The sequence below is a fragment of the Microscilla marina ATCC 23134 genome (assembly GCF_000169175.1).
GTDB classification, from domain to species: domain Bacteria; phylum Bacteroidota; class Bacteroidia; order Cytophagales; family Microscillaceae; genus Microscilla; species Microscilla marina.
Window position 1 is genome coordinate 38756 of the sequence record NZ_AAWS01000037.1, and the last position, 14724, is coordinate 53479.

Consider the following 14724-nt stretch of genomic DNA (forward strand, 5'->3'; position numbering starts at 1 on the left):
GGCGATCTTCAAAAATTGAGCATAGCCGTAGCTATGGGATATTTTTAAGAGAAGCTAGTGAACAAAAGGCCCAAAATAGCGCTTTAAATATTTAGTGTCCAGAGTACTAGGTCTAAATCAAGATAGGTTTATTCAACTTTTGCCTTGTATGAAGCAATCATCTCTACATTGCTAATCATTGACTTATCCCCCTGTACAGTAAACTTCCACGTAGAACCCTCTTTGGCTACGCTCAGGTTACCTATTTCTAGGTAAGTACTGTCGGTAAGTTTGGTTTCGTCATTGAGCAAGAATGTAGGCTTTTGATCCCCCTCATAGTCATACTTAAGGAACAAACCATTTACTTTACTACCACTCATACTAGGGAACATGTCACGGGTAAAGGTAAGCTCCAAGTCTTGTTCATCGCTCAGCATGAAGTTGTTCCAAGCATCGGTAAAGTTATAAGCAATGTCAACGAAACTAGTGGTATGGTACGGCTTCAAGGCACCTTTCACCGCATTGGCAAAGGCACTTCCTCCTTGCACTGCAGTATAGCGCAACTTGATGGTGACATCTAACAAGTCCTTTACATTGTAAGTAAAGCCTTTTTTACCATTGAGTTCCAGTCTCCACAACGACACCGCTCCAGTGCCTTCAAACGGCAGGTAACGATCGTCGTAATACCTTAGCTCAAACAAACCATTGTTTTCGGTATACTGGTCTACATAAGACAGCGCCACTTGTTGGTTGGCTTTCCAGTCGTTGCGAATAGACATTGGCTGAGTGCCCTTGGCGTCTAGCAAGTGCTTCACTGCCTTGGTGTCGGGTTCTAGCAACACTTTGTTGTTTAATTGGGTAAGCGTAGCATTTACATACTGCCCTTCGCCAATATCAAAAGCCAGGGCAATTGTCTTGACTTGGCGCTTGTAGTGCCCAGGGAAATCATAGTCAAACAATGCCTCAGTTAGCCTAAACTCACACACTCCTTTAGACTTGAGTTGCATAAATGCGAGTGGGTCTAGTTCTAACAAGGAGATGTTTTTGGTGATTTCGAAAGTACGCGAATCTTGCTCTATGTAAGCCTTTTCCATTCGGCTAAGGTCAAAGCCAAGGCTGCTACCCGCCAACAATCCTTTTTTCTGACTGTCCCAATAGGTGCCCCCAATGTAGCTCACTTCCGAAGCGGGTGTGCCTGTTTCGAACTGAAAGGCTTTTTCGGCTTGTTTTGCCATGTCGTGCGCCATCTTGTACGAATCGTAATACATACTTGACAACTTGCTTGACATCCACTGATAGAGTGCTTTGTTAGAGAATTTATCGGTCATAAAGTTGGCGATTGATTGGTTGTTTTCAATCTCCTTTTTGTGAACTTCCAATTCTCTTTGGGCGACCTCTTTTTGTATTTTGGCGCTCAAAATCTGAATCTCCAATTGTTTGATCTCCCCGTCTGCCATGTCTCTTTGCAGTTCCCAGTCTTGCACCGAGCGTTGGTGCTGGGCACGCATCCCCACCAGCTCGCCCGAAGTCATGAGGGCTTCGCCCGTGGTTTGGAACGACTCGTTGGTGCTTTCGAGAAACTCGCCCGCTTGCATTCCTCCTGTGGTTACCCCAAAATTGAATGGGCCCATGTTGAACTGAGGCACCACCTTGGCAATGGCACTTAAGATATAGCCAAAGGCGGCTACCGATTGCAGCGCAATGCCCGCAATCATCAAATCCATCTGTTGGGTTTCTTCGTCGAGCCACCCATCACTAATCAAGGTATCATAGTGAAGTTTTTGAAGCTCAGCCGTTTTTTTGCTTTCCTCCAGGTTCTCAATATTCTTTTCTGCCTCCTCAATGTTCTTTTCTTTGATTTGAGTAGTAAGATGAAGAATATTGTGCTCATTTTTATTTTGAAGAATGCTCAACGCCTCGGCATCTTTCTTTTCGATGGCTGCCAAGAGGTCACTACCAAACTGTTCTACCTTTTGGGCAAACTCTTTAGCCTTGTTGAGCATATAGCCAAATCGGTAATGAGGCACTTCCATGGTGAGCCCAGCCAAGGCACTGCTAAAGCCTCCACCTCCAGCGGCAGCGTTTACTAGCGCCATTGGGTCGATGGGTGGTTGAAACAGCGGCAAGGGTTGTTTGATGCCCATGATGTTGAGGCTGTGGCGGATTTTATAGAGACGATCTTCTACTCGCCCCCAATAATCAATGAATAGGGAGTTTTCGGGAACAAAAAAGTAAGGGTCTGCTATAGAATCGTGCACCATGCCCGCAAACGAGAAACTATCATACGCCGAGATAATTTTTTCCTCTTCTTCGTCGTAGTTGGCATTTTCCAAATCAAAGATAAAATCGTAGTCATCGTCCAAGCCAGTGTATTGCTTTAGCTCGCTGTATGCCACATCGTCGGATAACACTTTTTCCCCCAGGTTTTCGGGTTTTTTACCCAAGAGGTCATACGCCAACACATACAACATGCGGGCTTCGTTGATGCTTTCTCTGGTGTATTGACGGAACAACATATCGCCCCAGTCGAGCAAGTTATCGATGTAGTTCATCATTATAGCCTTACGGTAGGCGATCTTACGATACTCGGCAATGGTGTGAGGGTCGAACGGATCGTCGAGGTAAGTACTAATTTGTGAAGTGGTGTTTTGCATCAACTCATAACGATAGTCGAGCTTGGCGCAAATTGCCAACACCTCTTGCAAGTTGGTTTGGGCATTTTCCAACAGCGTTTGCTGGTCGGCATCGTTGCTTGAGGTGGTCAGGTTGGTTACCGCCAGCGAAAGCTCAGTATAAGTAGGCCAGCTTTCGATGTTGGCAAGGGTTCTGGTCACTTCACCCTCTGCCGAATCGGTATAAGTGCCAATAGACACATTGTCTAGCGAGGTATACCCTTGGAACACAGGATTAAACTCAATCAAAAGTGTTGAGAAGCTTTCTAGCTTTGCCCTTGCGTCATCGCCATCACTGCCAAAGTACTCCAAGCTGCCTTCCATAGAGGTAAGTAAAGCGCTAATGTCGGTGGCAAGGAAAGGCAAGAATTTCCAATAGTTGCTCGTCTCGGTTGGATCAAAAATGTATTCATACCATTCTTTGGCATATTCAAATTTTTGATCGGTATTGAGCGACATGGCAATGTGGAAAGGCGCATGAAAGAAAATCTCCCAATAATAGATTCCGTTGGCACTGTCAAAATCTAGGTGGGTGCTCACGGGTAAACCTGACGACTCCACATTGTTTGGGTCTGCCTCAATCGTAGTAGGACCAGAGCTTCCCGCTTCTCGGCTAAACGAGGGCGTTTCGTCGGTTTGCTGTACGGTGGCATTGAGCAAACCTCCAATACCCGTAGGCGTATCTACCGAAGCAAGCAAGGCTTGGTTGAGCGCATCGGCGGTACTGGTGGTCAAGCGCACGATTTCATAGTTTACATCATCAATCTCATAAGGCACCGCCTCATCTTCATCATCCACTACATAATCGATAAACTGACCGTTTTGAATGAAGTATAACTTGCTGTTTTTATTCAATGCCGCAGTCATTCCTGTATGCAAATCGCTTGGGAAGTTGCCCCAGTTTCCTTTGATGGTAGCCCCATCACTGTCGTCAAAGTTATCTGGCGTTTCCGTGCTCAGAATCTTATAATACTGGCTATCTACAATCAAATAGACATTACCATTGAGCACAAAAGCCGCCGACACATCACTTACCCCATTGCCAATGGTTTTTGGGTAGTTTTCGTCCATCTCTTGGCTTACAGTCACGTTGCCCTCTTCATCAACCTCAATGCTGTGTGCTATAAACTGGTCTTCGCTAAACAAGTAGACTTTACTATCCAGTACATAAGCGGCATCAATGTTACTTGCATCAAAATTTTGGGTGTTCAAATTTCCCCAGTCCACCGTAATGGTTTCCGTGTTTGAGGTATCAAAATCCGAACTGAGTTCAAGCGATTGATTTTTGGCACTGTTAAACAAATAGGTTTTACTATCAAAGTAAGTAAATGCCGCGTCTACCGTACCCGACCAATTGGAAGGGAGACCTGGCAATAAACTAGCAATGGTACCCACAGTTTCTACGGTGTTATAATCAGCCCCTTCGTAGCGCACATAATTTTCGCCAGACAAGAGGTAAGTATACCCATCGAGCGTAAATGCTGCATCAATGCCACTGTTGTCAAAGGTCAGGCTTAACCCAAAAGTATTCGAGATAGTTTTGCTATCCTCGCTCAAAAAGATATTGGTTACTTTATTATTATTGTTGCTGCTCTTAAGCTTTATTTGATCAGGGGCTAGTGTCCAATATTGGTCTCCCGACAAAATGTATATGAAGTTGTTATAGCTAAATGCAGCATCCACTGCTATTTTATTACTATTTTTATCTTTTAAAAAGAAATAACCTTTAAAACTATCATACGACCCTTGGTAAAGCCCCAGTTTGTTGCTAGAGCTTCCAGTGGAAGTAATGAATATCTTCTCAGATTCGGAGTAAACCAAAATATCAGCACTCCATTCATCCCCATTGTCAATGGTTTTACTGCTCAAGTCAAAGCAAACAAGTAAGCCATCAAAATATACCCTCAGTAAATTATCTGTAGAAGTATAGCAAACAGAAGTTAATGTTTTGCCTGCATAAATTGAAGCGGTGACCTCATCAAAACCAAACTCTTCCACTATAAATCTTGAGAAGTCCCCCGTCTTGATTACTTCAGGAGTAGCGGCTGATATGGTGCCATCGTCTGCCTTAGCCATAGAGCTGTAACGAATCCATTGGTCACTATTAAACACATAAAGTGTGTCGTTGTAAACAAATGAACCTACCACTGGGGTGCTTGCTCCTGAGAAGTTATTCGTTAAAATTCCCCACTTGCTGGAAATCGCACTTCCATCGGAGTTACTCCCCGCAACTACGTACTTTGACGAAGCATTATTAAACAAGTAAGCATTGCCATCGTCTCCCTGAAAAGCCGCATCTACATTACCCCAATCGGTAGGAATGCCTAACTCATTGTTTTCTATCAGTTTGGGGTAATACTCTTCTGCCAAGTCTCCCCCGTCGGTCAGGTACTTGTAGTATTGATCCCCCGAAAACAAGTACACATTGGTACCATCATTATAGCCAGCGTCTATGCCATAGTCGGCTTGAATGTTGTTTTGCACCTGGGCCCAACGTGCCGAGTTATTACCGCTTTCTATGACACTGCTACCATCATACACATAGTACATGTTGCCTACCATGTAATAAATGCTTGCTCCGTCATAGAAGGCAGCCGTAATGTTCTCGTCAGTAGGAAGGTTCTCGGTGTTGGTTGACAGGCTTTGCGGCCATTTATCGGTAGATAGCGCCACTACCGAAGGTTTGACCAAAAAGCCCCCTCCTTTGTAGTCATAAGTAAACCAAGGACCATCCAAACTATTCTCAATAGAATTGAGCATCACAATGTCGTTGCTATTCAATTGACTAGAGTCTTCGGAAGGAAAGAGGTGTTCAAAAACTTCCATTCCCTTGTTTTCAAAGTCAGGCGTATCTGCCGAGTAGGTAACCAGTTCTGAGGTGAGACTATAAGCCACCTGCTTGGTTTTTACCAGAGAACTTTTGGTGTAAATACGTTTTAAGAAATAGGGCAGACTGAGCACAGAAAAGTCATAGTAAGTATACTTACAACTAATCACGATATTCTCGTAGTCATCGTCGTCATAACCATCAATCTTTTCGGCGTTTTCTACAAAAAGCTCTACATCGGTGATTTTACCTTGGGTTTCGATGCTGGTATCCAGCAACTGAGGTTGCGACCACTCGTCATTGAGGTTGTAGAAGGAATAGTAAATGTTTACCCGATAATAACCTCCTCCACTGGAAGATGAAGAAGATGAGGAAGTAAAATACTGAATGTCATCATCGTCGGTAGTAGTCGCTACTGCCGCCGTAGAAGAATCTTGCTCGTCTTCGTCGTCCATGATGCGCTCAACAGTAGCCCAAAATACAAACACGCGGTAAAACGCATATACAGGGTAAACTTTGGTAGATTCGATCGCCACCTCTACTTTTTTCCAAGGCTCCCAAGTAGCCCCACTGCTTTCGCCGTCTACAAAGTTGGCAAAACGGTAGTAATAGCGAAGCGGATCGGTTTTGGTTCGCCCAAAGAGCACCAAGTTTTTATCGTTGCTACCAATAGAGCCTATTTCGTCGTAGATATACCCTCCTGCAATCTTCAAACGAGAAACTTCGGTATACTCGTCCAAGTATTTTTTATAGCTTCTTTCTACCAAGTCTTCCGTAATGTCGCCTTGCATCAAGTCTTGCTCTAGCACTTCAAAAGCGGGCGTTTTATAATCCGAATCTCGCAACTCAGGGCGAATGTAGTTTTCGGGGTATAAAAATACTTTTCGGTTGGCTTCCCACACCCGATAATTGCGCATCCATTCCCATTGTCTTCTCAGCCTCTCTTTTACCTCTTCATCGTTCGAGCCCGCAAGGTCTACATTCTCTAGGTTGATAAAATAGCGGTGGAAGTATAGCTGAGTAGCAGCAATGGCTTCTTTAATACGCGAAGTAGTCGCCTCGCTTTCCATCATTACATCAATCAATGTTTTCTCGTACAGATCGCGCGCATCTAACAAATCGTCATCTATCGAAATGGCGTAAGGCACCAAGGCATCTCGTTTCAGGGTGTTAAGCTCCCCCTCTACTTGGTCTAGTCGTGCTTGGTAATTGTCGTTGCATTCTACCGTACCTAGCATTTGATAAATCTTGGTTTTGGCGGTAGTTCTATCTACCGAAGTGCCATACAGATTTACCCATACATCTTCATACAGTTTAGACGCGTCTACGTTTATTTCCTGTGCCTTGGTCAGGATGTCATACAGTTTGATGATGAGTTCTATGTCAAACTGTTTTTCAAACGAACTGAGCGACTCCAAAAATGCATTGTTTTGTTTTACCCAGCGCACTTCATCTTTGTCAAAGCCAAAGATTTCGGATACTGCCAAATAAGGTTCTTTTTCTATGCCGTCGCCTTGGTGTAGCAAACTAGGCAAGTTATATTGATCGCTGATGAAGGTATCGGCTAACTTTTTAAATCGCGCCAATGCCAATACATCGCTCAATAGGTAGTCTGCCCAATCTCCCCAACGGTACTTAAATTCTTGTGGATAGATGTTGTCGTCATAGGTATGGTATCCATCAATTGCCATCACATACGACGTGTCCTTGGCAAAGTACATGCGCCCCTCAAACATAAAAGCAGCGTCCAACTCTTCTCTAAAGCCTTCGGGTAATTGGGCATGGTGGTCTTCGATGAGCATAGGATAGCCCGCATCGACATACTTTTCTAGTTCATCGTCTTCCGTAAACAACTCTTTTGGGTCAGTATAGCGGATAAATTGGTCGCCTTTGAACACCAACAAGCGCCCTTCTTCATCTATATAAGCGGCATCAATGGTTTGCCCGTTGTCGTCTTGAAAGTTGTTTTTGATTTTGCCAAAGTGATCGCTAATCGACAACAGCTCTGAGCCACTATTTGAGGCAATGTAGTTTTCATCTTTGAAAAGGTAAACCACCTCCTCGCTGTCAGTATAAACTGCGTTAATGCCATATTTAAAGTTATCAGGTACACTGCTCAGCCCTAGCTCCGTTGTCAAATCGTCTACAATCAATTTGGGGTAACCCTCGTCTATGTACCTATAGTAAGTGTCAGAATAACGAATGTATTGATCGCCTGAAAACAAATAGGTTTTGCCCGCGCTATCAACAAAAGCGGCATCTACTTGTCCCTGCTCCTGAAAGTTGTTGCGTACCTTGCCCAAATGCCCTGTGTCTAGTCTATCATATTTGTGCTTCGAGCCTACATACAATTTATTATTCAAGAAGACATAGGTATTTCTGGGGTTGGTATAAACGCCCGTCATACGAAGCTCCTCTTCCGACTCTTCTATCTCGTCAATGGCATACTGAAACTCCTTGGGCATAAAACTAAAAGGTGCTTCTGTCCTTAAATCTTTTGCCACTTCTTTGGGGTAACCATCGTCTACATAGCGATAATCGGAAGTAGAATAACGGACATACTTGTTTCCAGAAATCAGGTAAGTGATTTGCTCATTGTATACAAAAGCCGCATCTACTACATCGGCAAAGCTATTGCTCACCAATCCCCAGTGATCTTTTATCTCGGTTACACCAGAAAAAGCGCCCCCTGCGTAGGTCACATAATGGTCTTCATTGAAGAAATAGAGGGTACCATCGGCTCCTTCAAAAGCAGTTTTTACCTCCTGAAAAGTGGTTTTATTAAAAGGGAAGTTCTCATAGAGCAACTCTAAGTCTTTGGGATACGACCAGTTCTCTTCGTTGGTGTTATAGCGGATAAATTGCTGACCTTTGATGAAGATCATATTCTCGCCTTGCATCAACATAGTATCAAAGTGATCGAAGCCTTTTTCGGCTTGTTGTTGCGGGATGCCAAAGAAGCTAATGTCGGCTTTTTTAGGATACCCAGCGTCGGGTTTTTCGTAGGTGTCGTTAGAGTATACCACATACCTAAAGTGACCGTGAACGTCGGCTTTTTCGAATAAGTAAGTTTTGCCATCTTTTACATAGGCAAGCATTACGTTATTTAAGCCTCCCCACTTACTCGAAATAAGTTCTGGCGGGTCTTCGGTCTGCTTTTGTACGTAGGTATCAGTCTCGTACACAAAGTATTGGTTGCCACTAAAAACATAGGTTTTGCCATCTCTGCCCACAAAAGCCGCATCAATGGTTTCGTTGATTTCTATGTTGTTTCTGGCAATGCCCCATTCTTCGCCTGTGGCATATTCCAAATCAAGCAAGGTGTTGTAACACTCGGTACCTTTAAACACATAGGTATTTTCGTCGGTGCCCCTTAATACCGCACTTGCCTCGGTTCTAAACACATCGGGTGCCGCATCCAAGAAATTGGGCGTTTCGTCCACCTTCTCAATTTCTTCGGCTTCTAAGCTACTGGCACGTCTCCAAATACCATCCTCAAGGGTGTAGACACTACCATAACCAGCGGTTACTGCCGAAATACCTAAAAATTCATCAGAGGTATAGACTCCTTTGTGGTGGTCTTCGTCATCGGAAACAACGTGTAAACTGCCCCCGTCAAACACATATACATTGCGATCATCGGCATAAGCCGCAGTTATTTTATGTATTTTATCTTGTAACTCACCAAAACGAGGCTCTTCCTTGAGGTCAGCCAACTTTTTGGGGTAACCCTGTTCTACTTTAGTGTAGTCGTCAACGAGGTAACGGAATATTTGGTCGCCCGCAAAAATATAGGTGTGACGGTTGATATCCACATAGTCATCTCCGTTGTCGTCTTCTTCGTCTTCGCGCGACTCTAATACAAGCGCCGCATCTACCTTACGGTGGCGTTCGATGTTGTTCTCTACTTCGCCCCAGTATTTGCTAATGGCTCGTGGGTAACCATTGTCTACCTTCCAAAAATCTCCATCAGAAATGCGCACATATTGGGTATCAGAGAAAAGGTATATTTTTCCGTCTTTGCCCGTAAAGGCAGCGGTGACGGTAGTAAAAGGCAGGTTATCCCATTTTTCAATGATTTTTTCAGGCTCCGACCACCAGCGATTTGCCTCCTTGAACTCTACTACATACTCGCCCGAAAATAAATAATGAGTACCATTGGGTGCTTTAAAAACCGCGTCTACTTTTTCAAAGCCCGCATCAATTAATGATTGTGGGAAACTCCACCATTCATCGTCATTTTGATCTCTAGGAAACGTCTCCACCTCTTCAACATCGGGTAGGCTTTCTACTGGAGTAATGTAGCTGCTCTCGTCCTCGTCTTCTTCGTCTACCTCAGTGTAGTCAGGCGTAGAGTAGCGTACATACATCTGGGTTTCGTTTTCGGCAACCCCAAACAAATACGTTTTACCATCTAGCACAAAAGCCGCCTCTACCTGCATCAGCCCCTTAAAATCTTCGGAAGTAGTGCGTGGATAACCAGGGTCAACTTTTGCGTAATTATTGCCCGAATAACGGAAGTATTGATCGCCACTAAAGACATAAACTCTACCATCCAATGCCGACAATACCGCATCAACGGTTCCCGTGGTTTGGATATTATTTTGCACAATTCCCCAAGTATCGGCTAAGTCTAATAGTGCTATTTGGTCGTCGCCTTCGTTAAAGCTTACGGCATACTCGTCTTTCATAAAATGGAGCTTGCCATCTTCTCCTCTGAAGGCGGCATCTACTCCTTGGGCAAACTCATACGGAAGGGCTGGGTATTGGTCTATGATGCGTTTGGGGAACCCCTCGGCTACTTGTATGCCTTCATTTTCGAGACAGTCGGTATACTTCACCATTACCTCTCCCGAAAACAAGTATATATTGACCCCATCTTTTAGTATGGCATCGATATGGTTGCCCCCTGCAAACTCATACTCCATCTTTCCCCAGTGTTTGTCCACTGGCATCATTTTACCTTTGTGCTCGGAGCTTACAAACCCACGCCCATTAAATACATAAGAATAACCGTCAGTGCCCTCAAAGGCAGCACTAAACTTATGACCAAAATGCGGGGGAAGGTCTACCTTTAGGTTTTCATCTTTCCAGCTCTCGGCAATTTTTTTAGGGTATTCATCATCAATGTAATTGTGCCCATCAGAGTACCTTACATATTCATCATTGGCAAATAAAAACAACCTTCCTTCTTCGTCTTTGTAAGCCATGTTTATCTCGGTAATGGCTTCGAAGTTGTTGTCTAAATTTCCAAATTCATTGTAGCGTACATCCCAAGTATCGCTGCCTTTTGGCAAGAGAAAGTAATAATCTTTGGTAAAAATATAGGTATTCCCCTCTTTGTCTTTAAAAGCGGCACTCACCTGAATAGAGCCCCCTTCTTTTTCAAACAATAATCGAATTGGGTCATCCTCTAGCACGTCTCGCAAGTCGTCGTCATCTCGTTGCAAGTCAATCAAATCCTCATCGCTTTCCAAATCCGTTTTGTCAACCAATTCATAGTCCGATTTGCGATAAATCCAGTACTTGCCATCGTGGAACAAGTAAATAAAATCATCTCCTTCCAGAATGGCGTCAATTTTTTCTATAGAAGTTGTTTCGGGTACATCTGCCTCAGTGATTACGTCAAGCGCTATTTTTTCGGGAAACTTGGCAGCCAAGTTCTGGTCACGGAAGGCAAGCGCTACTTCCTCTTTCGATAGTTGCAACTTGCCCGACAGCATCGCAAACTGGCGGATGCGTTTGAAGGCACTATTGAAAGCCGCATCTAGGGGTTCTTTGGTCACCGTATCTAATACATTGACTGCCCTAAAAATGGGTAACATCCAAGCCGCCTTTATGTCTGGTTGCCCTTCAAATACCTCGCGCGATATGGATTGCATAATGTTGGCATCTAGCCCAAAAATGCTCTGCAATTGGTCGTATAAAAAACGGTCTTGTTTTTCGGCAGTCTCTTTCAATACCGTTTGAATCACCTCTTGCGCTTCTTTTACTTGCTTGGCTACTGCCTGTAGCAAAAAGAATATATCTTTGTTGTAATCTTCAAATCCTTTTACGTGGAACGAGAGGGCATTATTCGAGTCTAAGTAATGCTCCAAGGCACCCATGGGCAACTTATTATCTTCAGTGATCACCTCCATGCGGCGAAGTAAATGCATTGCCTCTTCGGTTTCATCCTTAGAGAATTTTAAGTCTTGGAAGGCTTGCGTTGTTACATGGAAAGCTTCAGTAGTTTTGACAATGCTTGCCATGCGATCAAATAAGATGGTGCCAGGCAGGTTATCAAAATAATAGCTTAAAATAAATTCTTTTTTATTCTCCTCATCCAAGAAAAACGCTCTTGAGGTAGGCAATAACTTAGCGCCATGGATATACTCGTCTTGCAAGTCTTGGTAAGCCCATGTAGCTACAATCTCATCTGCTATTGGGCTTAGCGAAGCCACACTTACGGTCATGTATTCCTGCTGAACACCCTCTACTTTTTGTTTGAGCAAACGAAGAATGTCATGGCGATGAGGATAGAAATGAAGCGCCAGTTCAAACTCCTTGACATCTTCTTTAAGCAAGCGGTGTTTATCCTTTACTACATGGTTTTTATCTATGTATTTATTGAAGATCAGGTTCTCAACCAACGCACCTATTTCTGTTTCTTTTAAAGGCAATTCGCTAAAAATTGATTTACCAATCATCAATTGCCCTTCTTCAAACATTTTGAGTTTTTTCTCAAACTGTGCATACACTTGAGGGGCATAATCATTAATATCTATTTCTGTATCAAAATCTTCTTCGTTCTCACTTTTGGCAAAGAAAAATGGGTGTTGAATGTTCCCGTCTTCATCTATATAATTATTAAAAATGAGGCTATCATACAATTCGTTTTGCTCACCTTTGCTCAGCCCTAACGCCTCAAAATCTGATGGAAATATAGAAATGCTCAGGTCTTCCAATGTTTCACCCTCTTGCACCTCTGCCTCTTCAAAAAGCGCTTGGAAGATGTTAAATATCTGATGGCGAAGGTAAGTAAAGTTAGTTTCGAGGCGAAAGTACTGGCTATCCTTGGGAAACACATTGGGTTGTATCACCCCTTGTTCATTTATATAGCCTATCATCACCAAGTTTCGAAACATCTTCTCCGCTAGTTTCTCCTCAATGCCCAAATTGGTAAAATCTAGGCTAGTAACCCAAGCAAGTTGATCTACCGCCTTATGAGCCATCTTTTTGGCTTTTTCTTTCGAATAGTTGACCAAGCGCACATCATGTCCACATGATTTTGCCTTGTTGATGGCTTCCAATGTGCGATAAATTACCCCAGAGGCGCGTTTATCAAAGGGGGCTCGAATAAAAGACTCAGGCTTGAGGACTATAGATTTAAACCCTTGATAAATGCCATCTAGCGCGGTTATTTTAGCTCCTTGCGAAGCCGCTTCTGCTTCTTCTGTTTTGAATTTACCCGTGGTTATTTGCCATAAGGCATCGGCAGTAAAGCCATGCTCCATCATCCACTTAGCAACATAATGCAAGGTATGAATCAGCCACTGCTGGTCTTTTACGTCCGAGCCCATAAAAATCTCGTAACAGTCTTGCGTAGAAGGCAAGTAACTAAGGAAGATGTTTTGTTGATTGTGGTTGGCAATGGTAGGGTCAACCTCCAGCACATCAAAAAGCGTAAACAACTCTTCGTGACCAATATCTAGTAAAGATGATAGTTTCGTGAAACGGTAAAGGAAGTTGAGCAAGTCCATCTTGTTCTCTTCTAGCAACCAAAGGCTCTCCTCGACCTCTTTGTCGTCCAAACGCTGGATAATCTTTTCCAGGTCAAGTTTAGAAAGTCCCAATACATAGCGTACCCGTTTTCTGAAGTCATAGTTGTCTTCCGAAAACAAGTCGGCATAATAAGGTATTTCCGTATACTCCTCTTCTTCTTGAAACTCTATAGCCAAATCTACCGATCCCAAGATATAGCGCTCGTCAAATTGCACACACTTATTGTTAAAAATGCGGTTGAAGAGATCTTTGGGTTCCTCTTCTTCGGTTTGCCCCATTTCGTTGATGGTAGACAGCAATGCCACCACTACCTCATAGTCTACATCAAAGGCTTCTTTGAGTTTTTTTACCGAGGCAACCATAGCCACTGCATCCGCATCTAGGGTATTATTGCAGCAGTGCCTAATGATCAAATCTAAGTCGGTGAAACTGATGCCTATTTTGTTAGCAAAACGGGTAAAACGGCTGACCCTGTCGTACCAATCATACGGCAACTCATTGTAGGTATTGCCATCGTCGTCTTTCCAAGTTCCCTCCGAATCGTTGCTCCAAACAATGTAGGTTTCAGTATCGTCTAGCAAGGCATAGCCATCGCCTGCCAAGTCATTATTGATATAAAAATTGACTTGAAAGCCATACTCTTCTTCGCGCAAGTTTTGATACAGTAATTCCCTGGCTTGTACCCCCGTGAGGTCGGTGGTTTCTAAAAAGGTAGTGACATTGGCCATGTATGCCTGAAAGCCCAGGTCTGAGGTGTCGTCATCGCTTGAATAGTTATAGTATTTCCGAACAGGCCCATAACTATGCTCCGAAATGATCATCTCGTGCTTTTCTTCCGAGAGGTCTAGGTATTCTCTAGCAATAATGCCATCGTCGTGCTCCAGCGAAAAAGTTTTATACAGTTCTTCAGCAGAAATGCCCAAGTGCTTTAAGTAGAGTTGAACTTCGGCATGATCTAAGTTGAAGGGCATGTTAAAAGGATAAGAAGCCTCAAGCAAATCAGTGTACACACTGTCTCCAATTTTGGTCTCAAGTACTTCGTTAACTACCTCCAAATAAGGAATTTCTTCGAAAGAATTTTCATAATCAAGAATAATATTACGTATGTCAGGACGCCTGGTTTTTACATCTTCGGTAGAAGAAAACTCATCGTCCATCATTTGCAGTAAATCTGCCAAATAAGCAGCAGGAGAATAAACTGATCTTGATTCATCGCCTTCTTTGAAGTCTAAGTCTCCGAAAAGAGCTTCATAGTCTGGCAGATCATTAAATGTACTCATGATTTAGGTGGTTATGTTTAGTTTAGGAACAATGTTCAAAATAAGTTTCGAGATTGAGCATAAGTTTTAAATCGGACAATTATTGCGATCATGTTCCTTAGAGATTGAAAAGTTTTTTTGAACTTGTTGGGGCGCTTCAGAGCCTGAAGCACCCACAAAGCTTTCATTAATAATTTGTTAGCTAAGCTTTCAAACGCTTAAA

At 43.3% G+C, this 14724-nt stretch carries 1 protein-coding gene; it reads right to left on the reverse strand.

The window, feature by feature from the left end; translation table 11 throughout:
- Positions 1-128: 128 nt before the first annotated feature.
- The gene (locus M23134_RS26285; RefSeq protein WP_002701425.1) at positions 129-14522 is read right to left on the reverse strand and encodes a Tc toxin subunit A-related protein; all 14394 of its coding nucleotides are present in this window, start codon (positions 14520-14522) and stop codon (positions 129-131) included.
- Between the last annotated feature and the right edge of the window lie 202 nt (positions 14523-14724).